The sequence below is a fragment of the Ralstonia flatus genome (assembly GCF_958439105.1).
GTDB classification, from domain to species: domain Bacteria; phylum Pseudomonadota; class Gammaproteobacteria; order Burkholderiales; family Burkholderiaceae; genus Ralstonia; species Ralstonia flatus.
This window is the reverse complement of the sequence record NZ_CAUDLI010000004.1, coordinates 35,892-54,520: the sequence shown is the minus strand read 5'-3', so window position 1 is coordinate 54,520 and position 18,629 is coordinate 35,892. Positions and strand designations below refer to the sequence as shown.

The window sequence follows — 18,629 nt, the reverse complement described above, 5'->3', positions numbered from 1 at the left end:
GAACAGGACACCGCTCCGGAAACGCGGTTTCGCCCAAGACACGCAACCCCGGTGCCTGCGCCGCAGCCGGCTGTTTTTTTTCAGGAACCGCGCGCAGCCAGTACGAAGAACAGCAGCGTGCTGGCGCACATGCACAGCGTCGCCACCCAGGCCGTGCCATGCAGCAGCGGCGAGCTGCGAAAGGGCCCCATCACCGCCTTGCGACGCGACATCAACTGCAGCATCACCATGACCGGCGTGGCGGCCACGCCGTTGAGCACGGCGGACCAGTACAGCAACTTGAAGGGCTCGATCGGCAGGAACACCATCACCATGGCGGCCGCCATCACCAGCGTCAGGAACAGGTAGAACTTGGGCGCGTGGTGCACCTTGGCTTCCAGGCTGCTATGCCACTTGAAGGCCTCGGCAGCGGCATAGGCCGCAGACCCCGCCAGCACCGGCACCGCCAACAGCCCCGTGCCGATCACGCCCACGGCAAACAGCATCTGTGCAAAGCGGCCGGCCACCGGCTTGAGCGCCTCGGCGGCCTGCGCACAGGTCTCGATTTGCGTGACGCCGTGTGTGTGCAGCGCATAGGCGGCCGTCAGCATGATGCAGAAGGCGATGAGCGCCGACACCGCCATCCCGACCGTCGTGTCGATGCGGATGCGTGCGAACTGGTCTTCCGCCTGCCACGGCGCTTGCTTGAGTGGGGCTTCGTCTTCGGCCAGCCGCGTTTCTTCGACCTCGCCCGCGGCTTGCCAGACAAACAGATACGGGCTGATGGTGGTGCCAAACACCGCCACCAGCGTCATTGCATACTCCTTCGACCACTGCATTCGCGGCACCACGGTGTCGTGCAGCGCATGCGCCCAGTCGACCTTCACGACAAATGCCGTAGCCACGTATGCCAGCAGCGACAACGCAATCCACTGCAGATAGCGCGCATACCGCCGATATGGCATCCAGATTTGCAGCACGAGCGTCACCACCGCAAACAGGCAGGCGTACCACGCCGTGGCACCGCCCACGAGCAGCCGCACGCTGTCGCCCATGGCTGCAATGTCGGCACCGACATTGATGACGTTGGCCACCGTGACCAGCGCCACGAACGCATACGCCAGCCACGGCGAATGATGCCGCCGGATGTTGGCGACCACGCCCTGCCCGGACACCCGCCCCAGCCGCGCACTGACGAGCTGGATGGCGATCATCAGGGGCAGCGTGAGCAACAGCGTCCACAGCATGGCCGTGCCGACCTGTGCCCCGGCCTGCGCGTACGTGGCGATGCCGCTCGGATCGTCGTCCGCGGCGCCGGTGATGAAGCCGGGCCCCAGCCGGCGGTACCACGGGGTGTCGTCTGCTGCGGGCACGCTGGGCTCAGCTGCGGTTGTCGGTGGGCGGCGCGTCGGGCGTCTGCTCGCCTGGGTCGTGCAGCTTGTCGCGGGTGATGCCGGGCGGCACTTCGCCCTGGCGCATGCGGCGCAGCGTGTCGTGCTGGCTTTGCGGCTTGGGTGCCGTGCTGCCGGTGCGGCCCGCTTCCGCATTGGCGGGCCGGTCGTCCGGTTTGCGGTGCGACTCGGCCTGTTCCCAATCGGCCTGACGCTGTTCGGCGTCCCGGTTTTCCTTCTGTTGCTTGTCTCGCATGGTTGGCTCCGCAGTGGTATGCAGGTGTGAAAAATCAGCGGCGCTTGCGGATCAGGCTGACCTGTCCGTTGCGCTCCAGGATGGCGGCCTCCACATCGTCCAGCGTGCGCGAGCCCAAGGTCTGGCGCACGCTCTCGTGCACATCGCCCACGGTAATGAGTGCCGCATCCATCTCGCCCTGGTTGAAACGGCCTTCGCGATAGACCTCGCGTTGGCGGCCCGCGATGAGCCGTTCGAGCTGAGGCAGCCGCACGCACGCCCACCCAAGCAGACGGTGCACGGCCACCAGCGCGAGTGAGGCCGATATCGTTGCTACAAACGGCGACGCGCCGACAATCGCGCGGCTCAACGTCGCCCCGAGCAACACGGCAACCACAAAGTCGAACGGTGCACGCTGCCCGAACGAGCGTCGGCCAGAGAGGCGAACCAGCGCCAGCCCGATGGCGAACACCACCACCGCGCGCATCGCGGTTTGCAGCGGGTTGAGATCCTTGCCTTCGCCAAAGAGGAACAGCAGCGTGTCCATGGCGCCTCCCGTGGTGATGTGAAGTGTTTTCCACCACGGAGCAAGCCGCGTGCCTCCGGGCATGCACCTGAGATTTCGCTCTCGCATCACATTCGCGCGCAATGGCATGGCGCGTGCTGAAAGCCGGTATCTCCACCCTTCCATAGCGAGCCGACCATGCCCGACCAGCCCCAACAGCAACCGCCACAGCACCAAGACCGCCAGCCCGGCGCCGAAGGCAACATGACGCCCCGCCCGCAATCCGAGATGGAAAATTACGTCGGCAGCGGCAAGCTCACAGACAAGGTTGCCATCGTCACCGGCGGCGACAGCGGCATCGGCCGCGCGGTCGCCATCGGCTTTGCCAAGGAAGGCGCCGATGTGCTGATCGCGTACCTGGACGAACACGACGACGCCAACCAGACCTGCCGCCTCCTCCGCGCGACCGGCCGCCGCTGCGAAGCCATTGCCGGCGACCTGGGCGACGAGGCCCACGCCCGCGCGGTCGTCACGCAGGCGGTCGCCACGTTTGGAAAGATCGACATCGTGGTGAGCAACGCAGCAGAACAGCACCCGCAGCAAAGCCTGGCCGACATCGATGCGGCGCAGCTGGAACGGACGTTCCGCACGAACGTCTTTGCGATGTTCTATTTGATCCGGGCCGCGCTGCCGCACCTGCATGAAGGCGCGCGCATCATCACGACGACGTCAGTGACGGCGTTTCGCGGCAGCGGCCACCTGGTGGACTACGCCGCCACCAAGGGGGCGATCGTGGCGTTCACGCGCTCGCTGGCGCAGCAGGTGGCGGACAAGGGCATCCTGGTGAATGCCGTGGCGCCGGGGCCGATCTGGACACCGCTGATCCCGTCTACCTTCGACGCCGAGCACGTCGCCAAATTCGGCAGCAACGAGCCGCTGGGCCGGGCCGGCCAGCCGGATGAGGTTGCGCCGTGCTACATCTTTCTGGCGTCTGCCGATGCGAGCTACATGACGGGGCAGACGCTGCATCCGAATGGGGGCGAGATCGTCAACGGGTGACGGTGCCGCCCCCCGGCCGCATCAAAACGCCGTCCGCATCCCCACCATCGCGCCGAGCTGGTTCACGCCCTTGCCCGGCGTGGTTCCACCGCCGCCACCGCTGACGGAATACTGCGCGTTGGCGCTGTTCCACAGATAGCCGGTCTGCGCGTACAGCGCCGTGCGCTTGGATAGCGCATAGACGCCGCGCAGCACGGCCATGGTCGCGCTGCGGCTCCGGTCGGCATTGACCAGGCGGATCAGGCCCGCATCGAGCGTGAGCGCACCCGTGAGCGGATAGCTACCGTTGACGAAGTAGAGGTTGGAACGGACGTCGCCGGCAACGGCTTGCACGTGGCGACCGATCCAGCCCACGCCGAGCTTGGCGTTGCCGAGTTTCACATAGCCATTGGCGACGATGCGGCGGTCTTTGTCGCCCGCATCGGTGAGCGCAATGGGCGCGCTGCCGTTGAAGAACGATGCGGTGGCGCCAGTGCCGCCGCGCTGCTCATCATAAGCGCCGGCCACGCCAAAGGTGGCCGCGTCGTACTTCACCATGGCCGACATGGCACGGCACGCCGATGCATTGCCCGCCACCTCGCCCGCGCAGGTGCCGGAGGCCGGCACACCGCCCGCCGCGTCACGCCCGAACGAATATGTGGCGCCGACCGTCAGGCCGCTGAAGGTGCCTTTGTAGGCGATGGTGTTGTCCGTGCGCGCGTTTGGAATGTAGGCATCGAGTGAGCCGATGGCGTACTGGCTGGGGCCGAGGATGTCTGCATCGGCCAGCGACAGAAACACCATGCTGTACTGCCGGCCCAGCGTGACGGTGCCGTAGTGGCTGGCTAGGCCGACCCACGCCTGCCGGCCGAACAGGCGGCCGCCCTGGCCGGAAGTGCCGGTGTCGGTGTTGAAGCCGCTTTCCAGCGTGAACACGGCCTTCATGCCGTTGCCCAGGTCTTCAGCGCCGCGCAGGCCCCAGCGCGAGGGCAGCGTGCCCGTGACCGACGGAATGCGCGTGAGGCCGTTGCCATTGGTATTGGCATGGCTTACGTATTCGATGCCGGTATCGATCAGGCCGTAGAGCGTGACGCTCTGCGCATTGGCCGCGCCGCTGGCGAGCGCGCACGTGGCAGCAGCCAGCACGAGACAGTGCGTACGCAAGTTGGTGGTTTGCATGTGGGGCCCCTCCTAGGGTCGAGCCGGTCCCGCCCCCCAATGTCTGGCGGGCCGGCAGTTTGGAATATGTGGATGTGGAAGGCGCCATCCGGCCGGACGGCGCGAAAAACAGAACCGCTGTGTCAGTCCTGCACGCGCGGCCGCTTGAGCAGCAGCAGCGCAGCGAGCGCCGCGATGATGGTGACCGGGATGCTGGCGCCGATGATGGTGGTGGCATGCTGCCCCATCGCCAGCAGTTGACCGGCCAGCAGCGGCCCGGCGATCGAGCCCAACCGGCCCACCGCCACCGCAGCGCCCACGCCGGTGCCGCGCACCACGGTCGGGTAGTACGCCGCCGCCAGCGCATACAGCACCGACTGCGCGCCGATCACGAACAGCCCCGCCATGAAGGCGCCGGCCGACATCGATGCCATGCCGCCCGCCGCAGCCAGCAACGACAACGCCGCGATGATGCCGACATACATGCCCGACACCACCCAGCGCGGGCGCGCCGCGTCCATCAGCATGCCAATGCCCAGCGCGCCCGCACCGCCGCCGATGTTGAACAGGATCTGCGCCATGCCAACCTGCGGCCGGCTCAGCCCCTGTGCGGCCATCAGGGAGGGCAGCCAGTTGAGCAGGAAATACAGCACGATCAGCGTGAAGAAATAGCTGACCCACAGGAACAGCGTGGCCGCCATGCGGCGCTCGCCAAACAGCGCCCAAGACACCGGCGGCGGCTGGATGGCGCCGCGCTGCGCGCTGTCGAACCGGCGCGATTCCTGCAGCGTCAGCAGCAGCGGCACCACCACCAGCGGGCCGAAGCCGCCCACGTAGAAGATGTGGCGCCAGCCGGCATCGCCGGCGCTCAACATGCCGACCACCGCGGCGATGGCGCCCCCAAACGGGATGCCGCAATACATGACGCTCACGGCGGTGTTGCGCAGGCGCGCGGGTACCGCTTCGGCACACAGCGCGATGAGGTTGGGCATGGCGGCCCCCAGGCCGATGCCGGTGGCCACGCGGATCGCCAACAGGCTGTTGAAATCCCACACGTGCGCGGTGGCGATCGAAAAGATGCCGAACAGCGCCGTCGCCAGGATCAGCACGCGCTTGCGGCCGATGCGATCGGCCAGCCGGCCGCCCAGCATGGCGCCCGGCAACAGGCCGAACGTGCCGGCGCTGAAGGCCAGGCCCATCTGCCCGACCGACAGGCCGAACTCGCGCGCCATGCGCGGCGCAGCCACGCCGATGGATTGCAGATCGAGCCCCTCAAGCAGTGCAACGATGAAGCACAGCCCGAGCGTCATGGCGACGCCGGGGCCAACGGTCTCCCGGCTCAACGTCGTGGTGGTGGTTTGCATGGCGTCTCCTTCCGGATGTTGGCCGGCCGTTATTGGCAACTGAAGCTCGAGGCGTCGTTGATGCTGCCGGTGCCCGTGTAGCGCGCGTTCTTGGGGTAGGCGCACAGCGGGCGCGTGCGGTCGTGGCCGGCGGCATTCCAGTCGCTGGGCACTTCGGCATTCGGCACGGCGTTGGCGGGGCCGCGTGCGGTGGCGACCACGCTGTCGGGCGTCACGCCGCGTTCCACCCAGGCCACCAGCGGCGTGAGCATGTCGAACTGGTCGGCGGTCGGCCCACCCGCGCAGTGATTCATGCCGGGCACCGGATAGAAGCGCGCGAAGTTGCTGGCATCGCCGCCGTTGGCTGCGGCCAGGCGCTGGTACCAGTCGGTCGTGTCGTCGGACGAGAACACCGGGTCGCTCGTGCCGTGATAGACCATCAGCTTGGCGCCGCGCCCCTTGAGCGTGCCGAGGTTGGTCTCATCCGGCGGCGTCATGAACGACCACGCCGATTCGGTGTACGTGGCGTCTGTGGCGAAGATCTTCGGCGCGTCGGTGTCCATGTTGAACGCCAAGCCATACGCGGTGAGTGACGTGATGGCCGACGCCGGCTGCGGCGTGGTCGTAAACACGAACGCCAGCGCTGCAGGATCCAGCTGGATCGAGTTGCCTTGCTTCCACGCCGCCCAGTTGCTGCCGCTGATGCCGGCGTCAAACGAAAAGCCCGAGTACAACGCCTGCCCTGCGCTGTTGCGCGCGCCGGCAAACAGGTTCGCCATCACGGTTTTCTGCGCGGCGGTCAGGCAGGTGCCGTCACGGGCGCCGGTGCAGGTCGGGACATCGTTGGCGAGGCTGAAGGCGGTCTGGCACGCCTTGAGGTTGTTGATCATGCCGTCGGTCGTGCCATCCAATGCGTCGCACTTGGCGAGCACGTGGCTGGCGACCATGGCGCGCTCCGCGGCGCTCAGGGACGTGGTGATGTCTGGAAAGCCCGCGCTGGTGTTGGCGGTCGCCACCGTCGCCAGTTGCTGGGCGCTGTACACCTCGTTGATGGCCGCCTTGGGTAGATGGAAGCCCGGGTCGCCGGCCACGATGCCGTCATACGCATTGGCCGAACGTGCGGCGGCCACCATCGCATGGCGCCCGCCGTTGGAGCACCCGCCAAAGTAGCTGCGGTCCGGCGCCTTGCCGTACACCTGCGCGATCATCGACTTGGCCATCGGCGTGAGCGTGGCAACGGCGTTGTAGCCGTAATCGAGGCGGGCCTGCGGGTCGCGCCCGAACAGCGGCACCTGGCTGCCGTTATGCCCGGCATCCGAACTGATGACGGCAAACCCGGAGCCGAGCGCACTGCTGACCGGACCACCGCCCAACGCGCCCAGCGCCGTGGCCACCGCGCCATCCAGCCCGCCGTTGGCCTGGTAGTAGAAGCGACCGTTCCATGCCTTGGGCAGACGCATCTCGAAACCGATGGCGTACGTCTTGCCGTCCACCGGGCTCACGCGCGTGTTCATGGTGCCGGTAATCAGGCAGTGCTCGGGCACGGCGTTGCCGCCCACGCTCAACGTGCCGGCGGCCACGGTCGAGATGGCGGTGATGCTGGTGTTGGCAAAACTCAGCTTGCCGGCAAAGCTCTCGCATGCGCTGGCGAGATTCAAACCCGTGGCAGGCGAAAGCTGCGGCAGCTGCGATGCTTGCGACGACGGTGCGTCGCCTGTGCTGTCGTCGCTGCAGCCGGCGCAGCTCAGCGCGAGGGCGAGCGCGGCCAGCGCCATGCCCCGTGACATGACGGTCTTCATGAGTCTCCTCCTGGGTGGATGAACCGGTCTTTGCCGGTTGGGTGTCGTGCTGCGTTGGAATCAGCCCGCGCGAATCACCGCGGGATCGCCATCGCGATACAGCGTGTCGACCTGCTCGGCACGGTGGGCCAGCACGGCGCGCTGGTTGAGCGTGCCCTTGTCGGTGATCTCGCCGCGGTCAAGCGATGGCGGCACGTCGAGCAACAGCAGCCGCGCCACGCGCGTCGCGCTGCCGGTGGCCGTGGCGTTCAGTTCTTGCAGCAGTGCGGCAAATGCGGCGCGCACGGCAGGGGCGGCCAGCACTTCGGCTGCGCTTGCGCTTTGCGGCAGGCCCGATAGCCGCCGGCATCGCTCCATCTGCGGGAACACCAGCAAGCCGATGTCGTCACGGTTCATGCCGGCAATCACCACGTCCTGCACATACGGCGCGCCCGCGGCGATCACACGCGCACGCAACGGGCCCACGCTGACGAACGTGCCGGAGCTGAGCTTGAAGTCCTCCGCGATGCGGCCATCGAAGACGAGGCCTTTTTCGGGGTGGTCCGCGTCGTAGAAACGCAGCGCGTCACCGCTGCAGTAGTAGCCGTCTTCATCGAAGACCGGTGCGCCAGGCTCTTCGCCCAGGCGCCAGTAGCCACGCATGACGTGCGGCCCGCGAAAGCGCGCCTCCAGCTTGTCGCCCACGGGCACGAGCTTGAGTTCGCAGCCCGGCGCTGGCGTGCCGACATAGCCCGAACGCATGATCGGCCGGGTCGTGAACAAGCAGCACGGCGACGTCTCGGTCATGCCCAGGCCGGCCATGATGCGGATGCGTTCGCCGCAGTGCTGGCCGGTCACGCGCTCCAGCCGGTCCCAGGCTTCTTGCGACAAGCCCGCACCGCCAAAGAAGTAGAGCTTCACGCGGGAGAAGAAGGTCTCGCGCAGCGCCGGGTCCCGCTCCAGCGCCAGCGCGAGTTCTTCCCACCCCTTGGGCACGTTGAAATACGCGGTGGGTGCGATCTCGTGCAGGTTGCGCAGGGTCTCGTCGAATTTGCCGGGCACGGGACGGCCGTCGTCGATGTAAAGCGTGCCGCCGTTGTAGAGCACGATGCCGACGTTGTGGCTGCCGCCGAACGTGTGGTTCCACGGCAGCCAATCCACCAGCACCGGCGGCTCCTTGGCGAATTCGGGAATCGTCTGGCGCAGCATCTGCTGGTTGCTGCACAGCATGCGGTGCGTGGTCGGCACGGCCTTGGGCGCGCGCGTCGAGCCGGAGGTGAACAGCACCTTGACCAGCGTATCAGGGCCGGTTGCGGCCTGCGCGGCGTCTGCCGTGGTCACGGGGGTGTGCAGCAGCGTGTCGAAGGCGGTGGCGCTGCGCCCGGGCAATACGCCGTCGCGCGTGATGACTTCCACGCCGGGCGGCACCACCGCGCTGATGGCGTTGGCAAAGGCCGCGCCATCGGCGGCATAGACGAGCCCCGGCGTGAGCACGTCAAACACGTGGCGCAGCTTGCCGAAATCCGTCGACACCAATGCATACGGCGGCGACACCGGCGCGTACGGCACACCCGCCCACATGGCGCCCAGCGCCAGCTGCAAGTGCTCAAGATCGTTGCCGGACAGGATCGCCAGCGGGCGCTCGGTGGAGACGCCGCGATCCAGCAGCGCCTGGCCGATGGCGCGTGCGCGCTCCAGCATCTCGCGATAGGTCAGCTTGATCCATGCGCCGTCCGGCCCCCGACGTGCCGCCAGCACGCGATCGGGGTGGCGCTGCGCGCCCGCGACCAGGCAGTCGGTCATGCGCGCCGGATGCTCGGCAAGCGCTTCGGTATTGCGCACGTGCCAGACACCGCGGTCGCGCGCGTCCATCTCGCAACGCGCAGGCGCATCGCTCACGGCAACCTGCCTGTAGGGGTGATCGGGCACACCTGCCGGGGGCGGCGTGTGATGCCCGGTTTGAACCTGCGGGCCCTGAGCCTGCATTTCGACGTGATTCACGTCTTGTCTCCTGAATGCGCCGCCCGTTTTATGGTTGTGGTGGGCGGCTGCCGAACTTCAGATCGGTTAAATCGGATAGTGGCGCGGCGTATTCTGCAAGGTGATCCAGCGCAGCTCGGTAAATTCGGCAATCGACGCCTTGCCGCCAAACCGGCCGTAGCCGCTGCTCTTCACGCCGCCAAACGGCATCTGCGCCTCGTCGTGCACGGTGGGGCCGTTGATGTGGCAAATGCCCGATTCGATACGCTGCGCGACCCGCATGGCGCGCGACACATCCCGGCTGAACACGGCGGCCGACAAGCCGTATTCGCTGTCATTGGCCAGGCGGATCGCCTCTTCATCGCCATCCACGCGCGCCACCGTCACCACGGGGCCGAACGATTCCTCGTTGTACAGCCGCATGGCCGGCGTCACGCCATCCACGATGGCCGGCTGCACGATGGCGCCATCCATGTGCAAGCCGACGGGCAGCGCAGCGCCGTGCGCGCGGGCGTCTTCCACCAGCGCCTGCACGCGCCGGGCCGCATCTACGCTCACCATCGCGCCCAGTTGCGCGGTCGCGTCAGTCGGGTCACCTGCGCGCAGCGTGCGCGCCTTGGCGGCCAGCTTGTCGACGAGGGCATCGGCAATCTTGCGTTCGACGATCACGCGTTCGGTCGACATGCAGATCTGCCCCTGGTTGAAGAATGCGCCAAACGCAATCGCGTCCACCGCGGCATCGAGGTCGGCATCGTCCAGCACCAGCACCGGCGCCTTGCCGCCCAGCTCCAGCAGCGCAGGCTTCAGGTGCCGCGCCGCGTGCTGCGCAATGATGCGCCCCACATGCGTCGAGCCCGTGAAGTTCACGCGGCGCACGGCCGGATGCGCGATCAGGCGCTCCACCACCTGGGCGGCGTCCGCCGGCGCGTTGGTCACCACGTTCACCACGCCATCGCCCAGGCCCGCCTCCTGCAGCACGGTGCCGATCAGCCGATGCACGCCGGGACACAGTTCCGACGCCTTGAGCACGACCGTGTTGCCGCATGCCAGCGGCATTGCCAGCGCGCGCGTGCCCAGGATCACCGGCGCATTCCACGGTGCAATGCCGAGCACCACACCGCAGGGCTGGCGCACGGCCATCGCAACGTTGCCCGGTACATCCGAGGGGATCACGCTGCCGTCGATCTGCGTGGTCATGGAGGCGGCTTCGCGCAGCATGTTGGCCGCCAGCATGACGTTGAAGCCGATCCAGTTGGCGCTGGCGCCGGTCTCCGCCGCGCCGGCGCGGATGAAGGCGTCGGTGTGCTGGTCCATCAGGTCGGCGGCCTTAAGCAGCCGCTTGCGGCGCTCGCCCGGGGCCAAGGCCGCCCACGCGGGGAACGCATCGGCAGCAGCCTGCACGGCGGCGTCGGCATCTTCCAGCGTGGCCGCCGCCGCGCGCGATGCGACCGCGTCGTTGACGGGGTTGCGGCGCTCGAAGGTGGCACCGTTGGCAGCTGGCCGGCTTTCACCGCCGATCAGCAGGGTCACAAGCTGAGTCACCTCAGGCATGGGTTCGTCTCCGGGGGCGTTGGCGTGAGCGGGCCAGATCAGGCGCGCTTGTAGGCTTGCAGGCCCGGCTTGATCGACTTGTCGTCCAGGAACTGCTTGAGGCCCTGCTCGCGGCCGCCCTCCGGATCGCGCAGCGTGGCCTGGTCGAGCTTGGCGTACAGATAATCCTCGTTCTGCTCCCACGTCAGCTCGCGGCTGCGCTTGAAGCCGTGCTTGGCGGCGCGCAGCACCACGGGGTTCTTCTCCAGCAGCTTCTCGGCCAGTGCCACGGTGCGCGCACGCAAGTGGGCACGCGGCACGCTCTCGTTGACGAGGCCCATGGCGGCGGCCTGCTGACCGGTGAAGGTCTCGCCGGTCATGATGTAGTAGAGCGCCTGGCGGTGGCCCACGGTATCGGCCATCGCCTTGCTGACGAGGTTGCCCGGCGGAATGCCCCAGTTGATTTCCGACAGGCCGAAGGTGGCCTCGTCCGCCGCAATCGCCAGATCGCACGCCACCAGCGGCGAGAACCCGCCGCCGAAGCACCAGCCGTTGACCATCGCGATGGTCGGCTTGGCATACATGCGCAGCAGCTTCCATTGCCACTGACAGGCATCGCGCCGGATCTTCTCCTGCAGGATTTCCGAGCCGGCGTCGACTTCGCGGAAGTACTCCTTCAAATCCATGCCGGCCGTCCACGCATCGCCTGCGCCGGTCAGTACCAGCACCTTGGCATCGGCATCCAGCTCCAGCGCTTCGAGCACCTGGATCATGTCCGAGTTGAGCGTCGGGCTCATGGCATTGCGCTTCTCGGGGCGGTTGAACGTCACCCATGCAATGCCCTGGTCCACCTTTACGTCCACGGTTTGCCAGCGCCCTTGGTAATCAGCCATTTCCGTCTCCTTGATCTGTCGGCTGCTTGAGACGCCCGCCGTCTTGTGTGCGGCGCGTCTCAGCTTGGTGCCAATTTAATATCAGGTAGCCTGATATAACAAGGAGATTATCATTGCCGTAAACCCTGATCCGAACGACACGTAGCAGAATGTGCGCATCTGCATAGGTGCACACCCACTCACATCCATGGCGGCCACACGAACCAAACGCAACACACCTCAGCCCGCACAAGACGGCGCACCCGCAACGTCTGCACGACTGCCCTACCTGATCGGCCGCACCGACCGCATCGTCAAGCGCCGCCTGGGTGAGGCGCTCGCCCCGCACGGGCTGACGGTGCCGCAATTCACGGCGCTGTCCGTGCTGCACGCGCGCGGCAGCCTGTCGAACGCGCAACTGGCGGAGCGCTCGTTCATGTCGCCGCAGTCGGCCAATGAAGTGGTGAAGGCGATGGAAGCGCGCGGCTGGGTGACGCGCACGCCCGACCCAACGCACGGACGCATCGTCATGCTCGGGTTGACCGACGAAGCGCTCGCCTTGCTGGCGCTGTGCGACGAGGCCGTCAGCCGGCTCGAGCAGGAAATGCTGCAGGGAATCGACGCCGCGCACGCGGCATTGCTGCACGATCTGCTGCTGCAATGCGGGCGCAATCTGCGCTGAGCGGGGCCCTTCAGTTGCCACGGCAGTTGCCGTTATGCAATGTAATAAAGTCAGATCAAAGCGACATATTGATCGGCGGCCCCCGGCGCTAGAATGGTTGGTCCCTGCCTGTCGGGCCGGATCGAACAACCGTCGCCCTCCATCAACGCACCGCGGTTCTGAAACGCCTCCATGTGGATTGTCCAACTCGCGCTGCGAAGGCCGCTGACGTTCATCGTCCTCGCCCTGCTGATCCTGCTGGCGACGCCGTTTACGCTCATGCGTACGCCGACGGACATCTTTCCGGAAATCGACATTCCGGTCGCCAGCATCATCTGGAACTACAACGGGCTGCCTGCCAAGGAGATGGCCGACCGCATCGTGTCGGTCACGGAGCGCAGCCTGACGACCACCGTCAACGACATCGAGCACATCGAGTCGCAATCGTTGGGCGGCGTGTCGATCATCAAGGTCTTCTTCCAGCCCAACGCCAACATCCAGACCGCACTCGCGCAGATCGTGGCGAGCACGCAGGCGCAGGTGCGGCAGTTGCCGCCCGGCACCACGCCGCCACTGGTGATCAAGTATTCGGCGTCGAGCATTCCGATCCTGCAACTGGGCCTGTCGAGCAACACGCTGTCGGAGCAGGAACTCAACGATGCGGCGGTGAACTTCCTGCGCCCGCGCCTGATCACGGTGCCGGGCATTGCCGTGCCGTTCCCGTATGGCGGCAAGAGCCGGCAGATCACGGTCGACCTCGACACGCAGAAGCTGCTGGCCCAGGGCCTGACGCCCGTGGATATCGTCAACGCCGTGGGCGCGCAGAACCTGATCCTGCCGGCCGGCACGCAAAAGATCGACGCCACCGAATACGGCGTCACGCTTAACGGCACGCCGGGCAGCATCGCCGCGCTCAATGCGATTCCGGTCAAGACGAGCAACGGCGCCACGCTCTATCTGGGTGACGTGGCCAATGTGCGCGACGGCTTCTCGCCGCAGACGAATGTGGTGCGTCAGGACGGCCAGCGCGGCGTGCTGCTCTCCATCCTGAAGAACGGCGGCGCATCGACGCTCGATATCGTCAACAACATCTACAAGCTCCTGCCGGCCGCGGCCGCCGTGTTGCCGCAAGACCTGAAGATCACGCCGCTGTTCGACCAGTCGCTGTTCGTGAAGGCGGCCATTGAAGGCGTGATCCGCGAGGCGCTGATCGCCGCATGCCTGACGGCCGCGATGATCCTGCTGTTCCTGGGCAACTGGCGCAGCACGGCCATCATTGCGGTGTCGATTCCGCTGTCGATCCTGTCGTCGATCATCGTGCTGCACCTGATCGGCGAGACCATCAACCTGATGACGCTGGGCGGCCTGGCGCTGGCGGTCGGGATTCTCGTGGACGACGCCACCGTCACCATCGAGAACATCGAGCGCCACCTGCACGAAGGCAAGGAGCCGATCACCGCGATCCTCGACGGCGCCGCCGAGATCGCCGTGCCGGCCTTCGTGTCGACCCTCTGCATCTGCATCGTCTTCGTGCCGATGTTCTTCCTCACGGGCGTGGCGCGCTACCTGTTCGTGCCGATGGCCGAAGCGGTGATCTTTGCGATGCTGGCTTCATACGTGCTTTCGCGCACGCTGGTGCCGACGCTGGTGATGATGCTCATGACCGGCCACACGCAAGACGCCCGGAAAGCCGACGCAAAACCGAGCACCTTCGGCCGCCTCTACCGGGCATTCAACACGCAGTTCGAACACATGCGCGGCAACTACGCCGCCATCCTCGGCGGCCTGCTGGAATACCGCCGCGTGTTCGCACTGTCGTTCCTGGGCTTCTGCGTGGCGTCGTGCGCCCTGTACCTCGTGCTCGGGCGCGACTTCTTCCCCGATGTGGATGCCGGCCAGATCCGCCTGCACATGCGCGCGCCGTCGGGCCTGCGGATTGAAGAAACCGCACGGCTGGCCGACGAAGTGGAAACCGCTATCCGCGAGATCATTCCCAAGCAGGAGCTGTCGACCATCCTCGACAACCTGGGCGTGCCGAACTCGGGGATCAACCTGTCTTACAGCAACGCGGGCACCATCGGCACGCTCGACGGTGAAATCCTCATCGCCCTGCACGAGGGCGAGCGCAAACCCAGCGCGGAATACATCCGCCGCCTGCGCGAGGAACTGCCGAAACGCTTCCCCGGTGTGGAATTCGCCTTCCAGCCTGCAGACATCGTCAGCCAGATCCTGAACTTTGGTTTGCCGTCGGCCATCGACGTGCAGTTCTCCGGCGCCGACGTGGCGACCAACCAGCAGCTTGCGGGCATTCTGGCCAACCGCATCAAGCAGATTCCTGGCGCGGTGGATACGCATGTGCACCAGCGTTTCGACCAGCCCACGCTCGCCTTGAACATGGATCGCACGCGCATCCAGCAGGTCGGCCTGGAAGGGCGCGACGTGGCGCAGAACCTGCTGGTGTCGCTCAGCTCAAGCTTCCAGACCTCGCCCACGTTCTGGCTCAACCCGATCAACGGTGTGGTGTACCAGGTGGCCGTCACCAGCCCGCAGTACCGCGTCGATTCGCTCGAAGCACTGCTGCGCACGCCGGTGGCAAGCTCGCGCGGTGGCGCTGCACAGGCAGGCGGGCCGCAGTTGCTGGGCAACCTCGTGCAGGTGAGCCCCGCGGTGCAGCCGCAAGTGGTGTCGCACTACGACATCACGCCGGTGGTGGACGTCTATGCTGCCGTGCAGGGCCGCGACCTGGGCGCCGTCGCCAAGGAAGTGCAGAAGGCCGTCGACGACATCCGCCCGAAGCTGCCACGCGGCGCGCAGGTCACCGTGCGCGGTCAGGTCAACACGATGGAATCGTCGTTCCTTGGCCTGGGCGTCGGGCTCGTCATGGCCATCGTGCTGGTGTACCTGCTGATCGTGGTGAACTTCCAGTCGTGGATCGACCCGCTCATCATCGTGACCGCCCTGCCCGCCGCGCTGGCCGGCATTGCGTGGATGCTGTTCCTGACGGGAACGACGCTGTCGGTGCCGTCGCTCACGGGGGCGATCATGACGATGGGCGTGGCGACCGCCAACTCGATTCTGTTGATTTCGTTCGCGCGCGAGCGATTGGCAGAAGGCATTGCGCCGGTGCAGGCGGCGCTCGAAGCCGGCGCCACCCGCCTGCGTCCGGTGCTGATGACGGCGCTGGCGATGATCATCGGCATGGTGCCCATGGCGTTGGGCCTCGGCGAGGGCGCAGAGCAGAACGCGCCGCTGGGGCGCGCGGTGATCGGCGGTCTGCTGTTCGCGACCGTCTCGACCCTTTTCTTTGTTCCGGTGGTGTTTGCCAGCGTGCACAACAGATTGCAGCGGCGCGCCGCCCGGCGTAGTGACGATTTGCGGGGAAGCGAAGGACATGTCTGAGCAAACATCCAGTGCCCATCCTGGGGCGCATTCCGGGCATCCAGCGGACGGCCCGCCGCACCACGTCGTCACCGTCGACCCGATCGAACAGGTGGACCGCGCGCCGGCCATGCGCCGTGCACGCTGGGTCGTGATCGTCGTGGTGGTTCTGCTGGCGCTGGGCGCTGGGCGCACGCTGGTCAGCCGCTACTACAACGCGCATGCGCTGGAGCGTCAGGTGAGCGCGCAGACCAGCCGCTACGTCACCACCACTGCACCCAAACCGGCCAACGCCAGCCGCGAGCTGACGCTGCCGGGCACGCTGCAGGGCTACGTTGAATCGCCCATCTATGCCCGCACCAGCGGCTACGTGCTGCGCTGGTTCAAGGACATCGGCGCCCATGTGGACAAGGGCGAAGTGCTGGCGCTGCTCGACACGCCCGAAGTCGACCAGGAACTGAACCAGGCACAAGCCACACGCAACCAGGCCGCCGCACGCAAGGCGCTGGCGCAGACGTCGCTCACGCGCTGGCAGAACCTGCGCCAGAAAGACGCCGTCTCGCAACAGGAACTGGACGAGCGCACCAGCGCCGCCAACCAGGCCCAGGCCGACCTGGCCGCCGCCGAAGCCAACGTGCGCCGCCTGCAGGAGCTGCAAGGCTTCCGCCGCGTGGTGGCACCGTTTGCGGGTGTGGTGACCAAGCGCAATGTCGATGTCGGCACGCTCGTCAATGCCGGCAACGCGGGCGCCAACCGCGAGCTGTTCACGCTGGCGCAGACCGATCCGCTACGCATCTACCTGTATGTGCCGCAGGCGTATTCGCAGCAGGTGAAGGTTGGGCAGGACGTGGCCGTCACGCTGTCGGAGCTGCCCGGCCAGACCTTCCACGGCACCATCGCACGCGCCTCGGGCGCCATCGACGCCACGACCCGCACCATGCAGGTGGAAGTGCAGCTGCCCAACAAGGACGGCCGCCTGCTGCCGGGTGCGTACGTGCAGGTCGCCATCAAGGGCAAATCGTCCGGCGATAGTGCGAGCGCGAGCGCCAGCGCACAGGGCACCTACCTCGTGCCGACGAACACGCTGCTTTTCCGCAAGGAAGGCCCGCGCATCGCCATCGCAGAAAACGGCCGCGTCGACCTGCGCCCCGTCACCATCGGGCGCGACTACGGCCGCACGGTGGAGATCGTCTCGGGCCTCAAGCCCAACGACGCGCTGATCCTCAACCCGGCGGATTCCATCGAGCAAGGCGAGGCGGTGACCATCGTCACGCCCGCGCCCGCTTCGGCACCGGCGGCATCGGCGGCATCGGCGCCGCGCGCATCATGATGGGTCGACCGCGGTTGCGCTCTGCCGCGCTGGCGGCTTGGCTGCTCGTCTCGCTGGCCGGCTGTTCGCTGGCACCGACGTACGAGCGCCCCGCCATGGACGTGCCGGCGCACTGGCAGACCGAAGCACCGTGGCGCGCCGCGCAACCCGCCGATGCAACGCCCAAAGGCCCGTGGTGGCAGCGCTTCAACGATCCACAGCTCGACAGGCTGATCACAAAGGCGCTGCAGGAAAACCAATCGCTCAAGGTTGCGCTGTCGAACCTGGAGCAGGCACAGGCGCAGACGCGCGTGGCACGCGCCAGCCTGCTGCCGACCATCACGGCCACCAACAACGACACGCGCACGCGCACCTCGTCGGAACGGCCGCTTTCGTCGTACACCAGCCCCACCATGTCGACCGTGCAAAGCGATTTCGTGGTGCGCGCCGACGTAAGTTACGAAGCCGATCTGTTCGGCCGCGTGCGCAACACCGTCGCCAACGCGGCGGCAAGCGAAGCGCAGGCCGGCGCCAATCTCGAGAACTTCCGCCTGCTGCTGGCCGCGCAGGTCGCCACCACCTGGTACAACCTGCGCGAGACCGATGCGGAAATCGCCGTGGTGCAGGAAGGGCTGGCGCTGCAGCGCAAGGCGCTCGATTTCGTCACCTCACGGCATCAGGACGGCGTGGCATCGGGGCTCGATCTGGCGCAGCAACAGGCGCTGGTCGACAGCACCGCCACGCAGGCCGAACTGCTGACCAAGCAGCGCGCGCAGTACGAACACGCGCTGGCCACATTGGTCGGCACACCGGCGCCTGCGTTCCATCTCGACCCGAACCCGCTCAAGGGCACGGCGCCACAGATTCCGGTGGCGCTGCCGTCCGACGTCATCGAACGCCGCCCCGACGTGGCGGCCGCTGAACGCGGGGCCGCCGCTGCCAACGCGCAAGTCGGCGTGGCACGCGCAGCGTTCTTCCCGAGCGTGATGCTCAACGGCGGCGCCGGTTGGGAAAGCCGCGATCTGGCCCTGCTATTTTCTGCGCCGACGCTGCTGTGGTCGTTCGGCACGCAGATCGCCCAGACGGTGTTTGACGCCGGCCGCACGCGGGCGCGTGTGGACATTGCCAACGCGGCCTACCAAGGTGCGATCGCCAACTACCGCCAGACGGTGCTGGGCGCGCTGCAGGAAGTCGAAGATGGTCTGGCCGGACTGCAATCGCTGGACCGTGCCGCAAGCCAGGCGCGCCACGCCGTGGAAAGCGCCCGCAAGGTCTACGACATTGCCAGCGCGCGCTATGAGGGCGGCTTGGCAACGTCGTTGGACGTGATCACCGCGCAGCAGTCGCTGTTGAACAACCAGCGCACGGCGGTGCAGATTCTCGGCCAGCAGATGACGACGAGCGTGTTCCTCGTCAAGGCGGTGGGCGGCGATTGGAACCACGTAATGGCCCCGCCAACGGCCAACCGTTAA

General features: G+C 66.9%; 14 protein-coding genes. 5 read left to right on the top strand and 9 right to left on the bottom strand.

Features of this window, described 5'->3' with window-relative positions:
- Positions 1–80: 80 nt before the first annotated feature.
- Genes R2676_RS10445 through R2676_RS10435 form a run of 3 tightly spaced genes read right to left on the bottom strand, consistent with a single transcriptional unit; the run spans position 81 to position 2,152 of the window.
- The gene (locus R2676_RS10445; protein WP_206274545.1) at positions 81–1,352 is read right to left on the bottom strand and encodes an Nramp family divalent metal transporter; all 1,272 of its coding nucleotides are present in this window, start codon (positions 1,350–1,352) and stop codon (positions 81–83) included.
- Positions 1,353–1,359: 7 nt separating this feature from the next.
- Complete coding sequence (locus R2676_RS10440; protein ID WP_027679721.1) at positions 1,360–1,626, bottom strand: hypothetical protein; 267 nt, start codon at positions 1,624–1,626, stop codon at positions 1,360–1,362.
- A 34-nt stretch (positions 1,627–1,660) separates the two neighbouring features.
- Positions 1,661–2,152, bottom strand: a complete 492-nt coding sequence (locus R2676_RS10435; protein WP_206274544.1) for a DUF421 domain-containing protein — start codon at positions 2,150–2,152, stop codon at positions 1,661–1,663.
- A gap of 156 nt (positions 2,153–2,308) precedes the next feature.
- On the opposite strand from R2676_RS10435, the gene R2676_RS10430 reads away from it, so the two are divergent.
- Complete coding sequence (locus R2676_RS10430; RefSeq protein ID WP_206274543.1) at positions 2,309–3,169, top strand: SDR family oxidoreductase; 861 nt, start codon at positions 2,309–2,311, stop codon at positions 3,167–3,169.
- A 21-nt stretch (positions 3,170–3,190) separates the two neighbouring features.
- Here the strand turns inward: R2676_RS10430 and R2676_RS10425 are convergent, their stop codons facing one another.
- From R2676_RS10425 to R2676_RS10400, 6 genes are all read right to left on the bottom strand, one after another.
- Positions 3,191–4,327 carry a porin gene (locus R2676_RS10425; protein ID WP_316857219.1) on the bottom strand — a complete coding sequence of 379 codons (1,137 nt, stop codon included), beginning with the start codon at positions 4,325–4,327 and terminating at the stop codon, positions 3,191–3,193.
- Positions 4,328–4,449: 122 nt separating this feature from the next.
- On the bottom strand, positions 4,450–5,670 hold the full coding sequence (gene mhpT, locus R2676_RS10420) for a 3-(3-hydroxy-phenyl)propionate transporter MhpT (protein WP_206274541.1): 1,221 nt from the start codon (positions 5,668–5,670) through the stop codon (positions 4,450–4,452).
- Positions 5,671–5,699: 29 nt separating this feature from the next.
- Positions 5,700–7,448 carry a tannase/feruloyl esterase family alpha/beta hydrolase gene (locus tag R2676_RS10415; RefSeq protein ID WP_206274540.1) on the bottom strand — a complete coding sequence of 583 codons (1,749 nt, stop codon included), beginning with the start codon at positions 7,446–7,448 and terminating at the stop codon, positions 5,700–5,702.
- A gap of 60 nt (positions 7,449–7,508) precedes the next feature.
- Positions 7,509–9,413 (bottom strand): feruloyl-CoA synthase, encoded by a 1,905-nt coding sequence (locus R2676_RS10410; RefSeq protein ID WP_206274852.1) that lies wholly within the window; start codon positions 9,411–9,413, stop codon positions 7,509–7,511.
- A gap of 81 nt (positions 9,414–9,494) precedes the next feature.
- Positions 9,495–10,958 (bottom strand): aldehyde dehydrogenase, encoded by a 1,464-nt coding sequence (locus tag R2676_RS10405; RefSeq protein WP_206274539.1) that lies wholly within the window; start codon positions 10,956–10,958, stop codon positions 9,495–9,497.
- Between the two features lie 38 nt (positions 10,959–10,996).
- On the bottom strand, positions 10,997–11,830 hold the full coding sequence (locus R2676_RS10400; protein ID WP_206274538.1) for a p-hydroxycinnamoyl CoA hydratase/lyase: 834 nt from the start codon (positions 11,828–11,830) through the stop codon (positions 10,997–10,999).
- 187 nt (positions 11,831–12,017) lie between these two features.
- On the opposite strand from R2676_RS10400, the gene R2676_RS10395 reads away from it, so the two are divergent.
- The 4 genes from R2676_RS10395 to R2676_RS10380 all read left to right on the top strand — a co-directional run bounded on the left by R2676_RS10395 (position 12,018) and on the right by R2676_RS10380 (position 18,629).
- Positions 12,018–12,491, top strand: coding sequence for a MarR family winged helix-turn-helix transcriptional regulator (locus R2676_RS10395; protein ID WP_147217618.1), 474 nt, complete (start codon positions 12,018–12,020; stop codon positions 12,489–12,491).
- Between the two features lie 171 nt (positions 12,492–12,662).
- Entirely contained in the window at positions 12,663–15,869 is a 3,207-nt protein-coding gene (locus R2676_RS10390; protein ID WP_206274537.1) for an efflux RND transporter permease subunit, read from the top strand.
- Positions 15,862–17,178, top strand: coding sequence for an efflux RND transporter periplasmic adaptor subunit (locus tag R2676_RS10385; RefSeq protein ID WP_206274536.1), 1,317 nt, complete (start codon positions 15,862–15,864; stop codon positions 17,176–17,178). The genes R2676_RS10390 and R2676_RS10385 overlap by 8 nt, the downstream gene beginning before the upstream one ends.
- The gene (locus R2676_RS10380) at positions 17,178–18,629 is read left to right on the top strand and encodes an efflux transporter outer membrane subunit (RefSeq protein ID WP_206274851.1); all 1,452 of its coding nucleotides are present in this window, start codon (positions 17,178–17,180) and stop codon (positions 18,627–18,629) included. Before R2676_RS10385 ends, R2676_RS10380 begins: the two co-directional genes overlap by 1 nt.

What these genes read in the sequence shown, in the direction of transcription:
- R2676_RS10435 (WP_206274544.1), bottom strand. Translation starts at nt 2,152, where the DNA reads ATGGACACGCTGCTGTTCCTCTTTGGCGAAGGCAAGGATCTCAACCCG.
- R2676_RS10395 (WP_147217618.1), top strand. Translation starts at nt 12,018, where the DNA reads ATGGCGGCCACACGAACCAAACGCAACACACCTCAGCCCGCACAAGAC.
- R2676_RS10410 (WP_206274852.1), bottom strand. Translation starts at nt 9,413, where the DNA reads ATGCAGGCTCAGGGCCCGCAGGTTCAAACCGGGCATCACACGCCGCCC.
- R2676_RS10425 (WP_316857219.1), bottom strand. Translation starts at nt 4,327, where the DNA reads ATGCAAACCACCAACTTGCGTACGCACTGTCTCGTGCTGGCTGCTGCC.
- R2676_RS10380 (WP_206274851.1), top strand. Translation starts at nt 17,178, where the DNA reads ATGGGTCGACCGCGGTTGCGCTCTGCCGCGCTGGCGGCTTGGCTGCTC.
- R2676_RS10405 (WP_206274539.1), bottom strand. Translation starts at nt 10,958, where the DNA reads ATGCCTGAGGTGACTCAGCTTGTGACCCTGCTGATCGGCGGTGAAAGC.
- R2676_RS10440 (WP_027679721.1), bottom strand. Translation starts at nt 1,626, where the DNA reads ATGCGAGACAAGCAACAGAAGGAAAACCGGGACGCCGAACAGCGTCAG.
- R2676_RS10390 (WP_206274537.1), top strand. Translation starts at nt 12,663, where the DNA reads ATGTGGATTGTCCAACTCGCGCTGCGAAGGCCGCTGACGTTCATCGTC.
- R2676_RS10415 (WP_206274540.1), bottom strand. Translation starts at nt 7,448, where the DNA reads ATGAAGACCGTCATGTCACGGGGCATGGCGCTGGCCGCGCTCGCCCTC.
- R2676_RS10400 (WP_206274538.1), bottom strand. Translation starts at nt 11,830, where the DNA reads ATGGCTGATTACCAAGGGCGCTGGCAAACCGTGGACGTAAAGGTGGAC.
- R2676_RS10385 (WP_206274536.1), top strand. Translation starts at nt 15,862, where the DNA reads ATGTCTGAGCAAACATCCAGTGCCCATCCTGGGGCGCATTCCGGGCAT.
- R2676_RS10430 (WP_206274543.1), top strand. Translation starts at nt 2,309, where the DNA reads ATGCCCGACCAGCCCCAACAGCAACCGCCACAGCACCAAGACCGCCAG.
- mhpT (WP_206274541.1), bottom strand. Translation starts at nt 5,670, where the DNA reads ATGCAAACCACCACCACGACGTTGAGCCGGGAGACCGTTGGCCCCGGC.